Consider the following 20,687-nt stretch of genomic DNA (forward strand, 5'->3'; position numbering starts at 1 on the left):
ATTACTATTAATATTGAACCAGTGAGAATACATCGATTCCCGGCAGCTTCTTGCGCCCATCCAGCTCGCTGAGTTCAATGAGGAATGCGGTGCCCACCACATTACCGCCCAACTGGCGAACCAGATTCACAGAGGTCGAAATCGTTCCCCCGGTAGCCAGCAAATCGTCGGCAATCAGCACGTTTTGCCCCGGCTTCACCGCATCGCTGTGCATGGCCAACCGGTCTTTGCCGTATTCCAGGTCGTATTCTACCTCAATCGTTTCGTAAGGCAGCTTTCCGCTTTTGCGGATCGGCACGAATCCAACGCCAAGCGCGTAAGCCAATGGGGCACCCACCACGAAACCACGGGCTTCCGGACCGGCGATCAAATCGATCTTGAGGTGAGAAACCAACTGTTTCAGTTCGTCAACCGCCTTGCGATACATCGCTCCGTCGTTCAGCAGCGTGGTAATGTCCTTGAAACTGATGCCGGGCTGAGGGAAATCAGGAATCACCCGGATGTACTCTTTAAAATCCAAACCAATCTCCTCCTAGTTCAAATGCATGCGAATCGTTTCCATCTCTCGAAAAATCATTTATGAAGCACCCTGAATATGGGTTAGCATCCATTCGGTAATTTCGGGGACCCGGCCGTACTGCAGCATCTGCTCGATTTCAGCCAGCAGTCCCAGTTCCCGGTAACGGCTTGACGTTTCCAGCGCCTGCTTGGAAGGAGACGGATGGATCCGCACCATCCCCGCTGCCCGGATAATAAATCCCAGTTCTTCGAATACCCCAAGCGCCATCTCCACCATCCGTCTGGACCACCCGGTGCGTGTCGCCAGCGCAGCGATCAATTCTTCCTCGCGAAGTCCTTGTCCTGCGCCGCGATGGATTAAGCTGTATACCAGCTTGAAATGATCCCGGGAAGGCGGTTCGATCCGCTCTTGCGGCGCGCGCGGGGAATGCAGCAGATAAATGCGCTCCAGCGCGGTAAACCCGGATACCATCCCGGTCCAGCCCATCGGCGATTCCGGCAGCTCCAGGACGAATAGCGTCACCGCAGCATTGAAACCCACCGCTTGTGCGAGGTCATTGCCAGGGCGCACGCCAACGTTCTTATCATATACCCAAACCGGGGTCTCCTTCAAATCAAGGGTCTGAAAAAATGCGGAACCGTCGTTAAGCACCACGGCCGAGGTTCCCGAACCGCAGGCAGGCAGCTTGCCCAGCTTGCCACGCAGTTCATCCAGCAGCAGCCCCGGGTTCCGGGAGCCGCGGTAATCGAACACCTGCAGGTGTGAGACCGCCAGGTCCTGGATCATCAGCTGCGGCTTACGCGAACCGTTCCATTCGTTGATTCCCGCTTCCGCCACGATATCCACTCGGGCTTCCTCCGTCAGCAGTGAAGCCAATTCGCCTTTACCAAAGGCGACCGCTTCAACGGTTTTGCCGTTCTGGCCCAGAACCAGCTTCAAGTGCTTCCCGTCTTTGCCCATCTGCTTGCACTCCAGGAGCTTTAGGTCGCGGAGAAGCAATCTTGGGCAAGTGTTGGCCATACCAAACGGGGCCAAATGCTGGAGCTGCTCGATAGCCTGCAACGTAACGTCCTTCAAGGAACAAGCCAAATCCGTTTGCAACACCGGCACGAAATGCTCCGGTTGAAGCCGCCCGGCGGCAAAGGCATTCAACCGGCGGCCGAATTCCTCCAGCCGCTCGCGGCCAAGAGACATCCCTGCCGCCGAAGGATGCCCGCCGAAATGATCCAGCAGGTCGGCGCAATCCGTTAACGCTTCGTAGATATCAAAGCCGGGAATGGAACGGGCTGAGCCTTTGCACTCCCCCGTTTCCGGGTGGATCCCCAGCACGATTGTTGGGCGATAATAACGCTCCAGCAATTTGGAAGCAACGATGCCAACGACGCCGGCATTCCAGCCTTCGCCGGCAACGACGATAACGTCAGGCAATCCCTCCGCTTCCTCCTGGCTTTCCAGCTGCTGCAGCGCCTCTTGCACCATGTCCTCAACGAGCATTTGACGCTCTTTATTAAGGACATCCAGCTCCTCGGCAATCACCTCCGCTTCTTCCATGCTTTCCGCCGTCAACAAAGCGACGGCTCGGTTCGCATGGCTCATGCGGCCGCTGGCATTAATCCGCGGCGCTAACCCGAAGGCGACAGACGTCGAAGTCACTTCCCCGCTGGACCAGCCGGATGTCCCAAGCAGCGCCGTCATCCCCGGGAAGGCTGAGTGAGCCATCGATGCGAGACCCGACTTGACGATCACGCGGTTCTCTCCGGTTAGCGGCATCAAATCGGCGATCGTCCCCAGTGCAGCAAGTTCCGTCCAGGCTTCAGGAGTGTCCTCCCCCAGAAGGGCCTGAGCCAGCTTGTACGCTACCCCAACCCCGGCCAACCCTTTAAACGGATACGAGCAGTAAGGCAGCTTAGGATTAATTAAGGTATACGCTTCCGGCAAAATGGCCGGCGGCTCGTGGTGGTCCGTGACGATCACATCCATACCGACCGAACGAGCATAAGCTACCTGATCCACCGCACTGATCCCCGTATCGACCGTGACGATCAGCGTAAAGCCCTTCTTATGAAAATGCTCCAGCACCGGAATATGCAAGCCATACCCCTCTTTGGTCCGGTGCGGAATGTAATAGTCATATGTAGCGCCGAGGCGCCTCATCAGATGGATCATTAAAGTTGTGGACGAAACGCCGTCGGCATCATAATCCCCGTAAATCAGGATCCGTTCCCCGTTCTCCACCGCTTGGCGGATCCGAGGGACGGCTTCCTTCATCCCGCTAAGCAGCAGGGGATCATGTTGGTCTGCAAGACTTCCTTTTAAGAATTGCTCCGCCTCCTCCAGGCGATCCATCCCCCGTGTCACCAGTAAAGACGCAAGGAGCGGGGAAATGTTCAGCTGGCTGGCGAGACGGCTGGCAGACGCTTCGTCACAGGGCAGCTGAGACCAACGATATTTGGCATGAAGCAAAAGCGGCACCTTCTTTCTTCCTGTTGATTCTACCCGGGGCCAGCTTATTGAAGCAGGTTCGGTAAGTCACTGTCGGATTCCTCGGTGTTGCTCTTGTACGGATATCCGGCCTCATAAGGCGCGACTTGGATTCGGACGTCGGTGATATGGGTAAATCGGTTAAGCAACAGCATTTTGGCCCGATTGGCGATATCATGGGCTTCCATGACGGTAATCTTCGGGTTGACGCTGATTTTGGCGGTCACCGTAACGTAATGCCCGCTCTCCTGCGCTTTCAAGTCATCTACGGTAATCACTCCGTGCACCCGCTGCACCGTTTCGACTAAGGAAGCGGCATCCTCTTCGCGCAGATGGGACGAAGGCGAACCGTAAACGGAACGTTTCACCAGCCCATAGACTTGAATCAATACATGCAAGGCAACAAGGATCGCTGCACTTGGTTCAAGATATACTAAAGCCGGCACATCCCAGGCTTGCCCCCCCATCGCTCCAAAAACCCCTGCGAGCACCACGACGGAGGAGAATAGGGAATGGCGGTGTTTCTCGATCAGCGACTGCAAATTGACGTTTGACTTTCTGCGGGATAACCGCAGCTTCACTTGAAACAACGATTCCCGTAAAGCCATCGATAGGAGCACGGCTGCCAAGACGAAGGTCTCCGGTGGAGCGGTGTCGCCCTCGGTCAAGTCCGTGAAAGCCGCAATCCCCAGCTGTACAGCGCCCATGAGCAGAAAAACGGAGAAAAAAATGGCCGGAAGCGGCTCGGGCGACTCTTTGCTCGCGGACAGCGATCCGACTCGCTTCACACGGGTATTCCCCGGTCCGGGCAGCTTTGCGGCAACGCTAGCAGCGGCGTCGTATGCGGAATATAAGGCCCCCGCCAGCAATGCCAAGCTGCCGTAGAACAGACCCACCGTCCCCAAAAAGACAGCCAAAACGATATCCCCCACAATGCCAGTCCAGGATACAGGCTCTGGAATAACGGCTTGTTCTCGTGTCATAATCCCCCTCCTGATGCACGTAAAACGGATAAGAGCCGAAAGCCGCGTCCAGAGACGCGGCTCGATCCTTATCCGGCTAAAAGTATTGGCGGTTCACTCAGGCATAGCAGCCGTTTAGGATGCTTTGGCCGGTTTATGCTTTTGTTTGCTCTTCAATACGAACCAGAGCGGGCTGGCGATAAAGATGGAGGAATACGCCCCGAATAACAGGCCGATTACCATTGCCAGCGAGAACATCCGGATCGATTCCCCACCCAGCAGGAAGAGGAAGAAGGCCGCTACGAACACCGTTAATGCGGTATACAACGAACGCATAATCGTTTGCGACACGCTCTCGTTGACCAGCTTGATCAGGTCCTGACGGGTCTTCTGCTTGGAAAACCGCAGGTTTTCACGAATCCGGTCAAAAATAACGATCGTATCGTTAATCGAATAGCCGATAATCGTCAATACGGCAACGATAAAGGTCAAGTCAACCTCAAGCCGGAAGATCGAGAAGACGGCGATCACCATAAAGGCGTCATGCAGCAGCGCCACGATTGCGGCGAGAGCAAACCGCCATTCAAAGCGGATACTCACGTAGATAATGATCCCGAGGCAGGAAATCAACACGGCATAAATCGCATTACGTGCCAGCTCCCTAGCCATTTCCGGATCAACGGTATTCACTTCAAACGAAGCCTTCTCATCCAACTTCGTAATTTCCGCTTTTAATTTCGCATCGTTATCTTCGTTTAAGACTTTTGTAAACCGGATATTCATCCGGTCTTCACCGGCACTGATCGTTGCTCCGTCATCAATGCCCAAGTTCTTCAGGATCGGATCGATTTGTTCAGCCGTCAACGACTTGGATAACGCGATGTCAACATTGGAACCCGCTTTGAAATCCACGCTGTAGTTCAAGCCGAAGAACGACAAACAGATGATACCGGCAATCGTCAAGACGATGGACAGGGTGTAGAAGTATTTACTTAGATGGACATAATCTAGGTTCTTTTTAAAGCTCACGAATGTCACGCTCCTTCACACCGAAATACTTCGGTTTCAACAGCTTGCCGGCTTTAAGCAGCAGGTTCAGCAGGAAACGGGAGAGATAGATATTCGTGGCGATACTGAGTACGATTTCCACGATGAGCACCAAAGCAAAACCTTTAACGGCCCCCGTACCATACGCATACATCACGGCCGCAACGATGATCGTCGTAATCTGCGAATCCAGCACGGTACGCAGGGAATGCTTGTCCCCCGCTTTTACTGCGGACATAATGCTCTTACCGGTCCGCATTTCCTCATGAATCCGTTCATTGGTAATGATATTGGCGTCAACCGCCATCCCGATCCCGAGAATAAACGCCGCAATCCCCGGCAGGGTAAGCGTAAAGTCTGCCCAAACGAACACAAGGATGAGCAACCAAGTGTGTACGATTAGGGTAAACGAGGCAATCAGACCGGGTACCCGGTACATGCCAATCATGAACAACAGAATGAAGAGAGAGCCAATCAGGCCGGCTTCAATCGTCTTGTCCAGCGATTGCTTACCCAATGTTGCGCCGATGCTTTGCGAATATTTCTCCGTCAATTGAAGCGGAAGTGCGCCAAGGTTGATTTTGTCGCGCAGTTCCTTGGCCTTCGCCAAGTCTCCGCCCACGCTGATTTGAGCGCTTCCGTCGCTCAGGACCGCTTGAACGACCGGATCGGAGACCAACTCATCGTTCATATAAATCGCCAGCGGTTGCCCCAGCAACCGTTTGGTCACTTCGGCAAATTTATCCTTGCTGTTCACTTTGATACTGACCACCGGTTCGTTCATTTGGGTGAACTCCAGCTTGGCTCCGTTGGCCGCAAAATCCGTGCCAATCATTTCAATTTTGTTGTATTCATCGGCGTTTTTCTCCGTGCCGTCCTTGCTGCGGAACGTCAGCGTAGCTGGTTCCTTCATCGTCTTACGTACCGTAGCCTCATCGGTAACGCCAGCCAGCTTCAAGCGAATCCGATTGGTGCCTTCCGTTGTGACTTCCGGCTCGCTTGTCCCCAGCTTGTTCGCCCGGTCCTCCAGGCTTTTCGCCGTTTGGATTAAGGATTCTCTCGTGACCTCGCTTCCGCCTTCCAGCGGACTGGCTTCATATAAAATCTCAAAGCCGCCTTTCAGATCAAGGCCGAGACGTACGTTCTTCAACAGGTCGGGGGTTGTCCAAGCCATGATGCCAAACGAGACAACCACGACGGTTATGAATGCGATAATTCTTTTCATCCCGTACTTCTTTCCCCTTTCAAATTCTCAATATTCCTATTATAGCGATGGCCGAAAAACCAGTCAATTTATCTAATATTGTCAATTTGATTAACGACCGGCACGAAAAAAAGACCCCATTCAATCCAAACGGGATCCCCGATAGGCGGACATCGTCATATAGTTCATAAATTGGGTTACTTTCAGAGAAAGAATGTCATTCACCAGTTGATACAAGGGAGGGATTCCACCCTTCTCGTATTTATGGCTGATACACTCCCAAATGTCAGGTCCGGTGATATGCTCGTACCCGATAAGCCGGAACTCCTCGGCTTTGCTGCGACACAAGCTCTCGATAGCCTCGTTAAGTTGTTGGTCCGTCATTTGATCTTCAGCCACGCTCCAAGCCTCCTTCGAAAACCCGTCTTATTACATTCTACCCTAAATCTCTGAATCCTGCTTAGAAGAGTTCTTCCATTTGCGAATCCTGCAAAAAAGACAAGGCATGAACCGGGACAGGTCTGTCATATCCATGAAGAGAGAGGTTGTACCGCCTCGCTAACGAGTTTATTAGGCAGCTGATCGGCAATCAGCTTAAGGAGATCGAAGGCTGCCGGGGGAGTGGAGTTTCGATTGAATAAACAAACCTTTATCCAGGGTACGATGATCCTGCTGGTGGCAGGGATCGTGAACCGACTCCTGGGCTTCATTCCGCGCATCATGCTGCCCCGGGTGATCGGGGCCGAAGGCGTTGGGCTGTATCAGCTCGGATATCCGTTTTTTCTCGTGCTGGTGACGATTATTACCGGAGGGATTCCGCTGGCCGTAGCCAAGTTGGTAGCGGAAGCGGAATCCTCGGGTAAACCCGAACGTTCTGTGTCGATTTTGCGGACAAGCTTGGTGTTTACGACGGCTGCGGGCTTTCTGTTCACCTTTCTCTGCCTGTTTGGCGCGCCGTGGGTGACCCGGTACGTCTTGACCGATCCGCGCGTATACCATACGTTTATCGCCATGAGCCCGATGATTATCATCGTGTCCGTCTCCTCGGTGTATCGCGGCTATTTCCAAGGGAAGCAGGATATGATCCCCTCGGCGGTCTCCTCGATTATGGAGACCGTTGCCCGGATCATCGGCGTCCTCTGGTTTTCCTATCTCCTGCTCCCCATGGGGATCGCTTACGCGGCCGCTGGGGCGATGCTTGGCGTAGTAGCCGGTGAAGTGGTCGGCATGGGTGTTCTGCTGTGGCAATATCGACGGCTGCAGCGGCGCGAGCGGCTGGAAAACACGAAAGCAAGCGAGAAGGCGGAACCCACTGCCACGCCTGCCGACCCTGATGTATCGTCCACCCCTGCAACAGCCCCGTTCGGAGCTACGCTGCGGCGAATTTTGCGTATCGCTATTCCGGTCACAGGCAGCCGGCTGGTGGGTTCGCTCTCCTACCTGCTGGAATCGATTACGACCGCCCGAAGCCTGGCCATCGCCGGCATTGGGGTGGCCGTGGCCACCTCACAATACGGGGCGTTGCAGGGGATGATCATCCCGCTGTTGTTGCTTCCCGGGGCGTTAACCTCATCGCTCGCCGTGTCGCTGGTCCCCTCTCTGGCCGAAGCGCAAGCGAGGGGCGATGTTAAAACGATTCATTTGCGGCTGCACCAATCCTTACGGCTGGCACTGGTTACCGGCGCTCCTTTTGCCGCGATCATGTTCGTTCTGGCCGAACCGATTTGCCGACTCGTTTATAACGACGATACGATTGGCGGCATGCTCAAAATCATGGCGCCATTTGCCCTCCTGCTCTATATCCAAACTCCGCTGCAGGCAACGCTGCAAGCTTTGGATAAACCGGGTCGCGCCCTGATCAACACGCTGGTGGGGGCGATCATCAAAATCTCGTTGATTTTCTATCTGGCCTCCAACCCGGATTTGGGAATCTACGGCGCGATTATCGCCATCATCATCAACTTTGTTGTCGTTACGGTGATGCATGGGTACAGCGTATCCAAGACGCTCCGCTACCGCTTGCCTTACCTGGATATGCTTAAGGTAGGTGCAGCGATGGTCATTATGGCTGCCGCTGCGGACTATTTATATAAGAACCTCGTCCTCAGTTCGCAAATGGGATGGCAGTTCTTAATGGCGGCCCTGTTATCCGGCTTGTTGTATTTGGCGCTCGCCGGAATCATGGGATTGTTTGATCTGCAGGACCTCAAACGTCTCCCGGTGTTGGGGAAATGGTTCCGAAAATGATCGCAATCCCCCCCCCCGCTTACTTCTCGTCCATCGCATTGATATACAACTTTCCGTTATGATCGATGCTGCAGAAGAACACCTGCTTAAAATCTGATAAGCCTTTGGTTTGGATTTCGTTTTTCAACCAAAAGCGGGTTTTTCCGATTTGCCGCAGGTTCTCGTCATAGACCTTGCCGTCCATAATCAGCGGCAGCGGAAGCGCCTCGTATTTGATTTTGGCGGAGAGTTTGGCTTCCTTCTTTTTGGGATGCGCTCCTCCCCCTTCGGATTTCTCTTTGGGGATCACGCTCAGCTGACCGCTTGTTTCCAGCACGGCAAACTCGACATCCGCGACGCTATCGATCTTTTGCGAACGCAGCTGCATCAGTAAATCGTCCAGGTTATAACGCTGGCGCCTCATTTCTTTGCGGTTGATCTGCCCGTTCCGAATAATGACGCTGGGTTCACCGTCAAACCACAGCCGCACTTTACGGAAACGAAGCGACAGCATGGCGATGGCGATTTGAATCAACAGCAGGGTTAACATCGGAACGATTCCGTCATAGATCGGCCGATCGATATCTTCCAGAGCAAAAACGGCGATTTCCGCAATCATTACCGAGATCACCAGGTCGAAGATGGACAGCTCGCCGATTTCTCTTTTTCCCATAATACGCATGACTCCGAACACCAAGAAATACATGAGGACGGTTCGGAAGATATGGTTTGCCATGTGCTCGACCATGCCAATTCCTCCTCCGGCTAGAAGCTCACACAAAACATGGTATAGCTATTCTGACCGCCCCCTCCCCATTCCATGCGAAATATCACAGGTTATTATAAGGGAAGCCTGCAAGAATCTTCCTAGCTCAATTTGGCCAAGTCAGGTCTAACCGGATAAGCTTGACCATAAAATGTGGTAAAACGTCTGTCGAAGACATGGAGGACAGGAGGCCAAACTCGATGCATTTGATCCGCCGATTATTGGGGATTCGTTTGTCCCAGCCCACCGTCGCCGGGTTATGGTACGGATTTTTGTGGATGATGATTGGCGCACTCATTTTATCCTTATTGCTGCAAGGCGACATGCTTGAGGAAGTGGAAATGACGGTTTATACCTATCTCGTTCATGCCGTTGCCGTTCTATTTGGAGGCATCGTATCCGGTAAACGCGCCAAACAGAAAGGTTGGTATCAAGGGGCTCTGACTGGGGCGCTGTATGTACTGCTCCTGCTGCTGATCAGCTTCTTGGCGATGGATACTTCGCTGGGGCTCCAGGAATGGGGGTTAATCTTGCCGGGGTTTGTTATCGGTGCGATTGGCGGCATGATCGGAGTAAATTTGGGCAGGAAGTAACGGGTTTTACGGCGGCCTCCATTCATGGTAAGTTGGACTTAGTCCTATCGATATCTCCATGGGGAGGTCGTCCTGTATCATGTATGTGTATCATTCCATGTCCGGCATATCCTGGCTGACCGCTTTTTCCGTTCTGTTGATCATCTGGGCTAACACGCTTCGCGCGCCCTGGCATGCCGTTATATCCTTGTTTCGTCAACTGATCAAGGCAAGGCATTTGCTGTGGCTCCTGCTGTTGACCGTCGGCGTTTTGCTGTTAAACAAATACGAATTGTTACTGGAAAATCATCTTTCCTATGATATGGATTTTACGCCGTGGATTCTAAAGCTCGAAGGCCATTTCGTCGCCTCATTCCAAAGCCTGTTTCACGACCCTGCCGTAACCGAAGTGGCCGGCTTTTTCTATTTAGTCGTGTTTCAAGCGCTCATTCTTGCTTCGCTGGGGATTTATGCGTCTGATAACCGTCTGCCCATGTTTTATGCCACTTGCTGCACCGTCATTCTAAATTACTTGGTGGCGATTCCTTTTTATTTGCTGTTCCCCGTGAACGAGGTGTGGTCGTATGCTCCATCCGGCGCTTCTTTTTATATGCTGGAGGTCTTTCCGCAATTCGAGCAGGTTTACCGCCCTTTATCCGGTCTGAATAACTGTTTCCCCAGCCTGCACACCTCGGTCTCCGTCTCGATGGCCATTTTGGCGATGCGCTCCGGAAATCGGCGCTGGGGCTGGTTTGCAGCGGTTTGTTCGGCGATCATTCTGTTTTCGATCTTTTATTTGGGGATTCATTGGTTAACGGACATGCTTGGGGGATCGGTGCTGGCCGTTTCGGCCTCTTATTTCGGCCTTGCTTGGGGGAAGCGTTTGGCGAACACTTCGCGGCCCGAAAGCCTTAATCCACATCAAGCCATAAAAAAGAGCCTGTAAAATACAGGCTCTTTGCTTTGATTTCCTAATCGGAAATTAACCTTCCGACTCCTTGATCGCGTGACTGATGGCGCTGCGGTCAAACGTCAACTTGGTGACATCATTAACGCGAAGTACCACCGTATCGTCGGTCAGCTCCATAATCGTTCCGTGCAATCCGCCGATGGTCACGATCTTGTCGCCTTTCTTAAGAGCATTCAGCATCGTAGTGCGCTGCGACTGCTTTTTCTTCTGCGGGCGAATCAGTAGGAAGTAAAAAACGGCGATCATAATAACAAACGGAATGATCATGGTGACCAGCGAACTACCGCCGGCCGGCTGTTGTGCGGCATACTGAAAGAACATGTCTTATCCCCCTTTCCAAAATCGAACTAACGGTATTTCTTAAAATCCTTTGTCATTGCCAAACAGACCGTACTGCTCAAAAAATTCATCCCGGAAATCCAACAACCGATCGTCCATAATCGCCTGACGGACTTTGCCCATCAGATTAATGAGGAAATGCAGATTATGGTATGTAGTTAATCGCAGCCCAAACGTCTCGTCGGCTTTGATCAGGTGGCGGAGATACGCCCTGGAGTAATTTCGGCAGGTGTAGCAGTCGCATTCGGGATCCAGCGGTCCGAAATCGTTGGCATACTGAGCGTTGCGTACAACAAGGCGGCCCTGGCTGGTCATCGTTGTGCCGTTGCGCGCGATCCGGGTCGGCAGCACGCAGTCGAACATGTCGACGCCACGAATCGCCCCTTCAATCAGCGCATCCGGCGATCCGACCCCCATTAAATAACGCGGCTTGTTCGCCGGCAGCAGGGGAACGGTATATTCCAGCATTTCGTACATTAGCGGCTTAGGCTCGCCAACACTCAGTCCACCAATAGCATACCCCGGGAAATCCAATGAAGTCAAATCACGGGCGCTTTGCTTGCGCAGGTCCTCGTACATGCCGCCCTGAACGATGGCGAACAACCCTTGATCCTGCGGACGGGCATGGCTTTGCAGGCACCGTTCTGCCCAACGGGTCGTACGCTCCAGCGAGTTCTTCACATAGTCGTAATCCGCTGGATATGGCGGGCATTCGTCAAATGCCATCATAATGTCCGAGCCCAGCGCATTTTGAATTTCCATCGCCACTTCCGGGGAAAGGAACAGCTTATCACCGTTCAAGTGGGAGCGGAAATGTACCCCTTCCTCCGTGATTTTGCGCATTTCGCTGAGCGAGAACACCTGAAACCCGCCGCTGTCGGTCAAAATCGCGCGGTCCCAATTCATAAATTTATGCAGTCCGCCCGCTTCGCGAATAATCTCATGTCCCGGCCGCAAAAAGAGATGGTACGTATTGCTTAAGATAATCCGCGCATCCATTTCCTTGAGTTCTTCCGGACTCATCGTTTTCACAGTGGCCTGCGTTCCCACCGGCATAAACACCGGCGTGTCGAACGAGCCGTGCGGCGTATGCACGCGCCCCAGTCGGGCGCCGGACTGCTTGCAGGTCTTAATATGCTCATAGGTTATTGCTGCTGCCAATCTGATCAACCGTCCTCTACTTATTTAAATGTGCATTTAGTAAATCAACATGGCGTCGCCGAAGCTGAAAAACCGGTACTTCAAGTCGATCGCTTCCTGATAAGCGTTCAGGATCCGCTCCCGGCCCGCCAGTGCGCTGACCAGCATCACCAGCGTTGATTTCGGAAGATGGAAGTTTGTGAGAAGCACATCCACCAACCCAAACCGATAGCCGGGATAAATAAAGATGCCCGTCCAGCCGCTGCTTTTGACGATGGGACCGTTGCCGCATCGTTGGGCTACCGTCTCCAACGTCCGGGCCGAAGTCGTCCCAACGGCCACGACTCTGCCGCCGCGAGCTTTTGTTTCATTCAGGATGTCGGCGGTCTCCTGCGGCAGTACAAAATATTCTTCATGCATGACATGATCCTCCACCCGGTCCACCGACATCGGCCGGAACGTGCCCAGTCCGACGTGCAGCGTGACGAAAGCGATCGTCACTCCTTTGGCTCGCACCTGATCCAGCAATTCTTCGGTAAAATGCAAACCCGCGGTTGGCGCGGCGGCCGACCCTTCGTGTTTGGAGTACACCGTCTGATAACGTTCGCGGTCATCTAACTTCTCCTTAATGTAAGGAGGTAACGGCATCTGGCCCAGTCGATCGAGAATTTCGTTAAAAATCCCTTCATAAGCGAACCGCAGCACCCGTCCGCCCATATCTCCCTCGGACTCTACGGTTGCACGAAGCTCATCGCTAAATACGATGATCGCTCCGCTTCTAAGTTTCTTGCCGGGTTTGACCAAGGCTTCCCATCGGTCGTCGCCCAAATTTTTGAGCAGCAGCACCTCAGCTTTGGCCCCGGTGTCCTCTTTGACGCCAAACAAGCGGGCTGGAATCACCCGCGTGTCATTTAGCACCAGCGTATCGCCCGGCTGCAAATACGCCAAAATATCGGAAAACGTATGATGGCGAATTTCCCCGGTTTCCTTATTTAACGTCAACAGGCGCGAAGCGGTGCGCTCGGCCAGCGGCGTTTGGGCGATGAGCTCCTCCGGGAGCTCGAAATCGTATAGATCCACATTCATCGGTATCTTCATTCCTTAACGAGAGTCACATTTTGGTAGTAGTGTTGCAAGATTTGCCGGTAATCATACCCGGAGTCAGCCAATCCTTTGGCCCCCCACTGGGAAAGCCCTAGGCCGTGGCCGTTTCCGCGTCCAACGAAGACGAACTGGTTCGTCGGTTCAACCACGCGAGCCGTCTTGTCGCCGCTCATCACAACCAGCTTGCCACTGGCCGTCGTCTTGCCTGAAGCCGACTGAATTGTCGTTGCCGACGTGGCTGTCCCTGTCCCTGCCACTCCTCCTGCACCTTGTACAGTATAACGCCCGGTTTGGACGATATCAAACAAGGTGCTAGGCAAGCCGCCCAGAGCGGAGCGGTACGTATCCGGATATTTGACGTCCAGTGGCTGGCCGTTGGCTTTGACCTGTGTCACACGTCCGGATGGCCCCCGCTGGGTGATCTCCAAATTCAAAATCGGGGAGGGGGCTTCCGTTGACGTTTTGCCCTTCAGGGTCTTCACCAGCTCCTCCGAGCTGTAAGGACCGCGGATCCACGCATAGGAGCTGGATTCTGGCACCTTGTCCAATACGATGGCTTGGTCGCCCGGATTCAGCTTCGCCAGGGGCTCCACATCGGATTGAATAAGCGGCAGCTTCCGAACCAGCACGTTGCTGGTCGTCACCGTCAGCTTCTGCAAACCTGCCGGCGTTGTCCCATTAAGCGCGGTGTTGTCTTCACGAACGTATCCTGTGATTCCGTTCGACAGCAGTACCTGATACCACGATTTCAACGAGGCTTGCGCGGATTCGTCTCCATCGCTGGGCACGCTGGAATAGATCGGATTCACATTCCCCCACACCTCGCTCGAATCGGCCGTCACCCCGCCGCTGTTGGATGCAAAGATTCCTTCCACGATTTGTCCGTTCGCTGTCACCAGCACCTCTCCCGCTGTGGCATCCACGGCCTGCACGATGCTGGACACTTCCTTCTCCGTCCCATTGTACACTTGGCTTAAAGTCGTATCCACAAGTCCGGCGACTTTGAACTTGTTTAGCCCCGCATTATAAAGGGCATAGCTTCGCGCCGCGACCGCCTGAGCCTTCAACGCCTCTTGGGGCCAAGATGACGGGACTTCGCCGGCGACAACGGAATACAGATATTGCTCTAACGGCAGCTCGTTAACGAGTGCCAGTTGACCGTTCACTTTACTAATCTCAAAATCCCCGCGATAGCTGCGCGCCGAACGCTCCACTACCTGAATCGGTGAATTGCCCTGATCCCGGATCGTCAATTTGGCGCCTTCTCCGGTTAACTCGTAATGGTCAACCCCAGCAGGGGCATCCACATTTAACGTCACGTCCCGATGCAGGAGCAAGGCAGGGGCGTTTTCGTTGACCGGAGCCCAGGAATAACCCGGTTGCAGTCCGGCCAACTCGGTTTGGAGCGCGGACTGCTCCGCTGCGCTCAACGCGCCGCCAGCCCATACCGCATATTGCTGCGGCCCGGTCATCGCCACAACCGCCTCCGCATGCTGGGCGGACAACGTTTGGCGAAGATTCTCAGCTTCCGCCTGACTCGCAAACGAGCCGGCGGAGATGTACAATGTCCCGCGAGCTTCCGCCTTGGCGCCTTTCAAGGAAGCGGACAACGTTTGGGTAACTCGTTCCGCCGCTTTTTGCGCTTCCGCCGCACTCACATACGGTCCCGTATACACGCGGTATACCGTGCCGCCTCCAAGATCAACCGCGTAGGCAACCGGCTTATCCGCCGTGCCTTGCAGCTTCTTGACCGCAGCCGCTACCGTGGCCCAATCTGCGGATTCCAACGCTTTAACCTTATATCCGTTGACGCTAAACCTTGCCGTTCCGCCCGCTCCCAATTGGAGCCAAGGCACTCCCCCCGAGTTGAGGTCAAAACCAGCCTCCGCTGCGGCCGCTGTTTTGATGGTCACGGCCGGTGTGGTCGATTTATAGGTGCTGCCCAGGTCCAGGTACATGGCCACGCGAACGCGAGATGTATCCGAATCGTCGGCCGCTGCCGGAAGGTGAAGCATCCCGGCCAGCAGCAAGCCTGCCAGTATTCCTTTCCCCCATCTTGTTAACGAAATTGTCCGTGCTGTACGTTTCAAACCCGCTCTCCTCCTCCATGATGCCTATGGGCTTCGTTAATAAAGTTAAGGTGTCTCCGGCATCGGCAGACCTAAATGCTGATACGCTGCCGGTGTCACCATGCGTCCACGCGGCGTCCGTTGCAGAAATCCGATCTGCAGCAAGTAAGGCTCGTAGACGTCCTCGATCGTTTGGCTTTCCTCGCCGATGGTCGCGGCAATTGTATCCAGCCCCACGGGCCCGCCGCGGAAGCTCGTAATCATCGCGCGCAGCATTTTATGGTCGATCAGGTCCAGGCCCATCGGGTCAACCTGCAGCATCTGCAGCGCTTCTTTGGCGATCTCCGTGGTAATCATACCATCGCCCCGCACCTGAGCATAATCGCGTACGCGCTTCAGCAGGCGGTTGGCGATCCGCGGCGTCCCCCGCGAACGAAGCGCGATTTCCGTCGCCGCATCGCCCACCATTTCGATGCCGAAAATATCCGCGCCCCGCGACACGATATAGCTGAGCTCATCGATGTTATAAAACTCCAGGCGGCTGACAACCCCAAAACGGTCGCGCAGCGGTGCCGACAGGAGCCCTGCCCGCGTCGTGGCGCCAACCAGCGTAAAAGGCGGCAGGTCCAGCCGGACCGACCGGGCGCTTGGCCCCTTGCCGATCATAATATCCAGCGCGAAATCCTCCATGGCTGGATACAGCACCTCCTCTACGGTGCGATGCAGTCGGTGAATCTCGTCTATAAACAAGACATCGCCTTCCTGCAGATTGGTCAACAGCGCGGCCAAATCCCCGGGACGCTCAATCGCCGGTCCCGAAGTCGTGCGCAAATTCACACCAAGCTCGTTGGCGATGATGTTGGCCAACGTCGTTTTGCCAAGTCCCGGCGGCCCGTACAACAGCACGTGGTCCAACGCTTCCTTACGCATTTTCGCCGCTTCGATGTATATTTTCAAATTCTCCTTGATCTGGTTCTGTCCGATATATTCCGCCAAAAAACGCGGCCGCAGGCTTAACTCCACCGCCTGGTCTTCCATCATTAAATTCGCGGAAATGATCCGGTCCTCCATCATGCGCTAAGCTCCCCTTCCTGTCCTTATCCTTAGCCGGCGTACAGCAGCTTGAGCGCCTTCTTCATGACGGAATCCACCGCCTCGTCCGGCCCGACATCGTCTTTCAGGCGATGCCATACCTTGTCCAGCTCCGCTTCGGTATACCCCAGCGCTTTCAAGCCTTCACGCGCCTCCGGCCATCCCGGATTTCCGCCATCCCGCAAGGACTCGCCACGATCCGCAGGCATCGGATCAAACAACGTGCCACCGACGCCCTCCAGCTTGTCCTTGAGGTCCAAAATCATCCGCTGAGCCGTCTTCTTCCCAATCCCCGGCAGCTTCGTCAGAAACGCAATGTTCTCCTGATGAATCGCCGCTACGACATGATCTGGATTGCCGCCGCTTAAAATACCAAGCGCTACACGCGGGCCGATACCGGATACCTCAATCAGCTTGCGAAACAGCTTCTGCTCCTCGCGGGTCGGGAATCCGAACAGCAGGATCGCATCCTCACGCACATGGTGGTGGGTATATACCGTCACCGTTTCTTGCCCTTTAGTTGCCAAAGCGTACGGATTCGGACAAAACACCCGATACCCTACACCCTGCACATCCAAGACGACGTACTCTGTTTCCAAATGGGCAATCTGGCCCCGCAAAAAATCGATCATGAACGCAATACCTCGTTTATTTTAGAATTTAATGTGTAAGAATGCGCATGGCAAACAGCTACCGCTAATGCATCTGCCACGTCGTCCGGCTTCGGGATCGCCTGAAGCTTCAAGAACATCCGCGTCATTTCCTGCACCTGCCGTTTTTCAGCTTTGCCATATCCTACGATCGCCTGCTTCACCTGCATTGGGGTGTACTCCGCAATCGGGAGCCCTTTCTGCGCTGCAGCAAGCACCAGCACGCCCCTCGCTTGGCTGACCGACATCGCCGTCGTGACGTTCCGATTAAAAAACAGCTTCTCGAATGCGACCGCTTCCGGTTTGTATTTGTCAATCAACTGAACCATCGCCTCATACACATGCATGAGTCGTTCTTCCTCCGGCGTATGGGCTTCGGTTTGGATACATCCGTATTGCACCGGCGTAACTTTACTGCCCTGTTTATCGATAAATCCGAACCCCACAATCGCAATGCCGGGGTCAATTCCAAGTATACGCAAGGCTCATCTCTCCCTATCGTTGCTTAAACTCCCCCATGATCCTCGGATGGAGCCCTATCCCGCGTAAAGCGAACATATGTATTCACTTTATTATAGCAAAAGATCGCTAATGATTGAGGAAAAACTTTGTAGCGCCAGAAATCCCTCCGGAAAAACAAAAAAGACGTTACCCGGTAACGTCTTTTCATCAATCATTATTCTTCATTCTGCTGCATGACCCTCTCCGACGGCTCGATCGCAAAGTCGCTGAAGGTGGACAACACGCTATTGTACTCCTCCACATCCTGAATGCGGATTCCCTGCTGCAGTTGTTGAATCACTTCAGCTGGCAGAGCGCTCTCCATCATCTCCACGTCCATTTGAAAAAAAGTGCGGATCACCTTTTCCTTCTTAGGAGGTCCGTCAAACAACGTCAAATTGCCGTCCTTATCCAAACCGATGTACCCTCGAGTTTTGCAGGTGTCGGAAAGGCCGTCGACTTTTTCCTCGATCCAAACGTCGCCGCCTGCCCCAAGCCGTCCTTCCCACGTTGGGTGGTCTTTCATCAGGGTAGCGATTTCCTCCGGCTTCATGATGCCGAGCACGCTGCTTTCTTCACCGCAGGTATATATTTTCGTTAAATGGACGATTCGCGATTTATCTTCTTCCAGGTCCAGCAGCCACTCCTCATCGGCATTTGGGGTAACTTCTTGCCAATTCCCCAAGGTTTCGATCACCATCGGTTCGCGGGCCATCAGCTTCTCCATCTGCTCGGATAACGGCAGCCCCATCCAAGCCATCACCGCAATCAAACCAAGGGCGCTGGCGGTCCATATGGCGCGTCTCCATCTTCTCCATCGTTTTTTCAGATGTTTTTTGATTTGGAAGATATTCACGGTTATCCCCTTCTATCGGACTTTTGTCTCTATTGTGGCCGATAGCGAGAGGCTTTATTCAATTTTGGAAAACGAGGGTGCCTTCCGGGGTCGAAACGAAAAAACAGCCATCCTAGAGAAGGATGACTGCTTTATGGATCGGGACGACACGATTCGAACATGCGACCCCCTGGTCCCAAACCAGGTGCTCTACCAAGCTGAGCTACGTCCCGAAAGCAATGGTTTACCGATCTAAAAAATCGGGCCACTTTTTCTATTATAGCGACCTGTACGCAGAAGTCAACATTTAATATTCGATTTTATCGGTTGAGGTTCTCCAGGCCTGAAAAGGAAGCAGGCTTTGAGCCGTTCGCATCTGCTTCATCGGAATGGTTCGCTGAGTCATAGGAAGGGCGATTTCTTCATAAATAAACTGATCATCAAATCCAATATTCGCAGCTTCCTCTTTCGTACAGGCAAAATACACCGCATCCGGGCGCGCCCAGTATATCGCCCCGATACACATCGGACAAGGCTCGCAGCTGGTATATAGGGTACAGCCCTTCAACTGAAAATCGTTGAGATAGCGGCACGCCTCCCGAATCGCCTGTACCTCGGCATGCGCCGTCGGATCTTTTAAAGCCGTGACGTGGTTGCGTCCGATCCCGATGATCTCCCCGTCCTTGACGACAATCGCTCCAAACGGGCCCCCATGCACATGGTGGACGTTCTCAACCGCTTCACGAATGGCGATTTCCATCCAATCGCTAGGTTCTCTGGCAGTTAACGTCATCGCTACAGCTCCCCTCCGGCGTGCTCCGCACTGTTTTTCTTCGCATTATAACTCGCAACCCCAGGCAGTAACTACGGTCATCTGCGAGGTTTGTGCAAAAAAACAAAAAACAGATTCAAACGCCAGCCCGAAAGCTAACGATGAACCTGTCTTGTTTAATGCCGGTGAAGGGACTCGAACCCCCACGGTTTCCCTCACGATTTTGAGTCGCGCGCGTCTGCCAATTCCGCCACACCGGCAAAGAGTACGCGCCCTAAGAGATTCGAACTCCTGACCTTTTGATTCGTAGTCAAACGCTCTATCCAGCTGAGCTAAGGGCGCGTATGAAGTTATGGAGCGGACGACGGGAATCGAACCCGCGACCCTCGCCTTGGCAAGGCGATGCTCTACCGCTGAGCCACGTCCGCAAAACAATATGAAACTGGTGAGCCATGAAGGACTCGAACCTTCGACACCCTGATTAAAAGTCAGGTGCTCTACCAACTGAGCTAATGGCTCGTACAAATGAAAACGATGAAGATAAATGGCGGAGCCGACGGGATTCGAACCCGCGGTCTCCTGCGTGACAGGCAGGCATGTTAGGCCTCTACACCACGGCTCCACACTTTGATTAGGACATCCTCAAGATTGAGGATAATTGCGGGGGCAGGATTTGAACCTGCGGCCTTCGGGTTATGAGCCCGACGAGCTACCGGGCTGCTCCACCCCGCGTCAGTAAAAAATCGATATGGTGGAGGCTGAGGGGATCGAACCCCCGACCCTCTGCTTGTAAGGCAGATGCTCTCCCAGCTGAGCTAAGCCTCCATACCTGGGATGGTGAAGAATGACCCGTAGGGGATTCGAACCCCTGTTACCTCCGTGAAAGGGAGGTGTCTTAACCCCTTGACCAACGGGCCACGAATAAAGTCCTTGCTGGCGGAGAGAGAGGGATTCGAACCCTCGAGACGCTTGTGACGCCTACACGATTTCCAATCGTGCTCCTTCGGCCAACTCGGACACCTCTCCATATGAGTTGGTTTCCCCAGAAGTGAAGCAAATATGCAAGGCACATTTGCTTCCTTCCAGGAGTACTCCCCGAACAGGACTCGAACCTGTGACAACTCGATTAACAGTCGAGTGCTCTACCGACTGAGCTATCAGGGAACATTGCTTGGCGGCGTCCTACTCTCCCAGGACCCTTCGGTCCAAGTACCATCGGCGCTGGAGGGCTTAACGGTCGTGTTCGGGATGGGAACGTGTGGAACCCCTCCGCCATCGCCACCAAACGGTTCAAGCGTTTTGATCGCCTGAAAACTGGATACGAAACGAATTTGCGTGTTAGTCTCCTCAAGTGCTCGAATCGGCTTGTTCAGCCTGACGCCACTTTTTGGAGTTGTTTGGATAAGCCCTCGACCGATTAGTACCTGTCAGCTCCAT

The 20,687-nt window shown here is 53.8% G+C and carries 19 protein-coding genes, 11 tRNA genes and 1 rRNA gene; 3 read left to right on the forward strand and 28 right to left on the reverse strand.

All coding sequences use genetic code 11. The annotated features are described in order from the left end of the window. Window positions 1-7: 7 nt before the first annotated feature. From BN3277_RS17355 to BN3277_RS17380, 6 genes are all read right to left on the reverse strand, one after another. The gene (locus BN3277_RS17355) at window positions 8-520 is read right to left on the reverse strand and encodes an adenine phosphoribosyltransferase (protein WP_059044700.1); all 513 of its coding nucleotides are present in this window, start codon (window positions 518-520) and stop codon (window positions 8-10) included. A gap of 57 nt (window positions 521-577) precedes the next feature. Further along, the gene (recJ, locus tag BN3277_RS17360) at window positions 578-2,983 is read right to left on the reverse strand and encodes a single-stranded-DNA-specific exonuclease RecJ (RefSeq protein WP_059044926.1); all 2,406 of its coding nucleotides are present in this window, start codon (window positions 2,981-2,983) and stop codon (window positions 578-580) included. A gap of 44 nt (window positions 2,984-3,027) precedes the next feature. Continuing rightward, a complete protein-coding gene (locus BN3277_RS17365) occupies window positions 3,028-3,984 on the reverse strand; it encodes a cation diffusion facilitator family transporter (protein ID WP_059044702.1) in 957 nt (318 codons plus the stop codon). A gap of 114 nt (window positions 3,985-4,098) precedes the next feature. Beyond that, window positions 4,099-4,992 (reverse strand): protein translocase subunit SecF, encoded by an 894-nt coding sequence (gene secF, locus BN3277_RS17370; protein ID WP_059044704.1) that lies wholly within the window; start codon window positions 4,990-4,992, stop codon window positions 4,099-4,101. After that, window positions 4,982-6,235: a protein translocase subunit SecD gene (gene secD, locus BN3277_RS17375; protein WP_059044706.1), complete on the reverse strand. Its 1,254-nt coding sequence runs from the start codon at window positions 6,233-6,235 to the stop codon at window positions 4,982-4,984. The genes secF and secD overlap by 11 nt, the downstream gene beginning before the upstream one ends. 120 nt (window positions 6,236-6,355) lie before the next feature. Continuing rightward, a complete protein-coding gene (locus BN3277_RS17380; RefSeq protein ID WP_059044927.1) occupies window positions 6,356-6,598 on the reverse strand; it encodes a post-transcriptional regulator in 243 nt (80 codons plus the stop codon). A gap of 249 nt (window positions 6,599-6,847) precedes the next feature. Between BN3277_RS17380 and BN3277_RS17385 the strand changes: the two genes are divergently transcribed. Then, window positions 6,848-8,461 carry a putative polysaccharide biosynthesis protein gene (locus tag BN3277_RS17385; protein WP_059044708.1) on the forward strand — a complete coding sequence of 538 codons (1,614 nt, stop codon included), beginning with the start codon at window positions 6,848-6,850 and terminating at the stop codon, window positions 8,459-8,461. A gap of 19 nt (window positions 8,462-8,480) precedes the next feature. Here BN3277_RS17385 and BN3277_RS17390 read toward each other — a convergent pair whose 3' ends face one another. Further along, window positions 8,481-9,188 (reverse strand): DUF421 domain-containing protein, encoded by a 708-nt coding sequence (locus BN3277_RS17390; RefSeq protein WP_059044711.1) that lies wholly within the window; start codon window positions 9,186-9,188, stop codon window positions 8,481-8,483. Between the two features lie 218 nt (window positions 9,189-9,406). Here BN3277_RS17390 and BN3277_RS17395 point away from each other — a divergent pair, with 218 nt between their 5' ends. Both BN3277_RS17395 and BN3277_RS17400 read left to right on the forward strand, forming a co-directional pair. After that, window positions 9,407-9,799, forward strand: a complete 393-nt coding sequence (locus tag BN3277_RS17395) for a TIGR04086 family membrane protein (RefSeq protein ID WP_059044713.1) — start codon at window positions 9,407-9,409, stop codon at window positions 9,797-9,799. Between the two features lie 79 nt (window positions 9,800-9,878). After that, a complete protein-coding gene (locus BN3277_RS17400; protein ID WP_059044715.1) occupies window positions 9,879-10,724 on the forward strand; it encodes a phosphatase PAP2 family protein in 846 nt (281 codons plus the stop codon). A gap of 36 nt (window positions 10,725-10,760) precedes the next feature. Here BN3277_RS17400 and yajC read toward each other — a convergent pair whose 3' ends face one another. From yajC to rrf, 21 genes are all read right to left on the reverse strand, one after another. Further along, window positions 10,761-11,069, reverse strand: a complete 309-nt coding sequence (gene yajC / locus BN3277_RS17405; protein WP_059044717.1) for a preprotein translocase subunit YajC — start codon at window positions 11,067-11,069, stop codon at window positions 10,761-10,763. A 39-nt stretch (window positions 11,070-11,108) separates the two neighbouring features. Continuing rightward, on the reverse strand, window positions 11,109-12,248 hold the full coding sequence (tgt, locus tag BN3277_RS17410) for a tRNA guanosine(34) transglycosylase Tgt (protein ID WP_059044719.1): 1,140 nt from the start codon (window positions 12,246-12,248) through the stop codon (window positions 11,109-11,111). Between the two features lie 36 nt (window positions 12,249-12,284). Then, window positions 12,285-13,313, reverse strand: a complete 1,029-nt coding sequence (gene queA / locus BN3277_RS17415) for a tRNA preQ1(34) S-adenosylmethionine ribosyltransferase-isomerase QueA (RefSeq protein ID WP_059044722.1) — start codon at window positions 13,311-13,313, stop codon at window positions 12,285-12,287. Between the two features lie 8 nt (window positions 13,314-13,321). Beyond that, a complete protein-coding gene (locus BN3277_RS17420) occupies window positions 13,322-15,346 on the reverse strand; it encodes a SpoIID/LytB domain-containing protein (RefSeq protein ID WP_082691513.1) in 2,025 nt (674 codons plus the stop codon). Between the two features lie 120 nt (window positions 15,347-15,466). After that, entirely contained in the window at window positions 15,467-16,471 is a 1,005-nt protein-coding gene (ruvB, locus tag BN3277_RS17425; RefSeq protein WP_059044931.1) for a Holliday junction branch migration DNA helicase RuvB, read from the reverse strand. 32 nt (window positions 16,472-16,503) lie between these two features. Continuing rightward, on the reverse strand, window positions 16,504-17,124 hold the full coding sequence (gene ruvA, locus BN3277_RS17430) for a Holliday junction branch migration protein RuvA (RefSeq protein ID WP_059044723.1): 621 nt from the start codon (window positions 17,122-17,124) through the stop codon (window positions 16,504-16,506). Next, the gene (ruvC, locus tag BN3277_RS17435; RefSeq protein WP_059044725.1) at window positions 17,121-17,624 is read right to left on the reverse strand and encodes a crossover junction endodeoxyribonuclease RuvC; all 504 of its coding nucleotides are present in this window, start codon (window positions 17,622-17,624) and stop codon (window positions 17,121-17,123) included. Before ruvC ends, ruvA begins: the two co-directional genes overlap by 4 nt. Before the next feature lie 194 nt (window positions 17,625-17,818). After that, window positions 17,819-18,499 (reverse strand): BofC C-terminal domain-containing protein, encoded by a 681-nt coding sequence (locus tag BN3277_RS17440; RefSeq protein ID WP_059044728.1) that lies wholly within the window; start codon window positions 18,497-18,499, stop codon window positions 17,819-17,821. 138 nt (window positions 18,500-18,637) lie between these two features. After that, window positions 18,638-18,711 (reverse strand) — tRNA-Pro (locus BN3277_RS17445). Between the two features lie 74 nt (window positions 18,712-18,785). Beyond that, window positions 18,786-19,271, reverse strand: a complete 486-nt coding sequence (locus tag BN3277_RS17450; protein ID WP_059044730.1) for a nucleoside deaminase — start codon at window positions 19,269-19,271, stop codon at window positions 18,786-18,788. Between the two features lie 159 nt (window positions 19,272-19,430). Then, window positions 19,431-19,510, reverse strand: a tRNA-Leu gene (locus tag BN3277_RS17455). 8 nt (window positions 19,511-19,518) lie between these two features. Continuing rightward, window positions 19,519-19,592 (reverse strand) — tRNA-Arg (locus tag BN3277_RS17460). An 11-nt stretch (window positions 19,593-19,603) separates the two neighbouring features. Further along, window positions 19,604-19,678 (reverse strand) — tRNA-Gly (locus tag BN3277_RS17465). Between the two features lie 15 nt (window positions 19,679-19,693). Beyond that, window positions 19,694-19,769 (reverse strand) — tRNA-Lys (locus BN3277_RS17470). Between the two features lie 26 nt (window positions 19,770-19,795). Then, window positions 19,796-19,872: transfer RNA gene (locus BN3277_RS17475), tRNA-Asp, on the reverse strand. A 36-nt stretch (window positions 19,873-19,908) separates the two neighbouring features. Further along, a tRNA-Met gene (locus BN3277_RS17480) sits at window positions 19,909-19,982 on the reverse strand. 17 nt (window positions 19,983-19,999) lie between these two features. After that, window positions 20,000-20,075, reverse strand: a tRNA-Val gene (locus BN3277_RS17485). Between the two features lie 20 nt (window positions 20,076-20,095). Next, window positions 20,096-20,167: transfer RNA gene (locus BN3277_RS17490), tRNA-Glu, on the reverse strand. Window positions 20,168-20,184: 17 nt separating this feature from the next. Continuing rightward, window positions 20,185-20,276, reverse strand: a tRNA-Ser gene (locus tag BN3277_RS17495). Between the two features lie 65 nt (window positions 20,277-20,341). Continuing rightward, window positions 20,342-20,414: transfer RNA gene (locus tag BN3277_RS17500), tRNA-Asn, on the reverse strand. Between the two features lie 5 nt (window positions 20,415-20,419). After that, window positions 20,420-20,536 (reverse strand): 5S ribosomal RNA (rrf, locus tag BN3277_RS17505). Window positions 20,537-20,687: the final 151 nt, after the last annotated feature.

The organism is Paenibacillus rubinfantis (assembly GCF_001486505.1).
Lineage (GTDB): Bacteria > Bacillota > Bacilli > Paenibacillales > Paenibacillaceae > Fontibacillus > Fontibacillus rubinfantis.

Bases quoted from the DNA above. Each gene is read 5' to 3' on its own strand.
- BN3277_RS17365 (WP_059044702.1), bottom strand. From the start codon at position 3,984: ATGACACGAGAACAAGCCGTTATTCCAGAGCCTGTATCCTGGACTGGC.
- secD (WP_059044706.1), bottom strand. From the start codon at position 6,235: ATGAAAAGAATTATCGCATTCATAACCGTCGTGGTTGTCTCGTTTGGC.
- BN3277_RS17380 (WP_059044927.1), bottom strand. From the start codon at position 6,598: ATGACGGACCAACAACTTAACGAGGCTATCGAGAGCTTGTGTCGCAGC.
- BN3277_RS17390 (WP_059044711.1), bottom strand. From the start codon at position 9,188: ATGGTCGAGCACATGGCAAACCATATCTTCCGAACCGTCCTCATGTAT.
- BN3277_RS17395 (WP_059044713.1), top strand. From the start codon at position 9,407: ATGCATTTGATCCGCCGATTATTGGGGATTCGTTTGTCCCAGCCCACC.
- BN3277_RS17400 (WP_059044715.1), top strand. From the start codon at position 9,879: ATGTATGTGTATCATTCCATGTCCGGCATATCCTGGCTGACCGCTTTT.
- yajC (WP_059044717.1), bottom strand. From the start codon at position 11,069: ATGTTCTTTCAGTATGCCGCACAACAGCCGGCCGGCGGTAGTTCGCTG.
- queA (WP_059044722.1), bottom strand. From the start codon at position 13,313: ATGAATGTGGATCTATACGATTTCGAGCTCCCGGAGGAGCTCATCGCC.
- BN3277_RS17420 (WP_082691513.1), bottom strand. From the start codon at position 15,346: ATGCTTCACCTTCCGGCAGCGGCCGACGATTCGGATACATCTCGCGTT.
- ruvB (WP_059044931.1), bottom strand. From the start codon at position 16,471: ATGGAGGACCGGATCATTTCCGCGAATTTAATGATGGAAGACCAGGCG.
- ruvA (WP_059044723.1), bottom strand. From the start codon at position 17,124: ATGATCGATTTTTTGCGGGGCCAGATTGCCCATTTGGAAACAGAGTAC.
- BN3277_RS17450 (WP_059044730.1), bottom strand. From the start codon at position 19,271: ATGACGTTAACTGCCAGAGAACCTAGCGATTGGATGGAAATCGCCATT.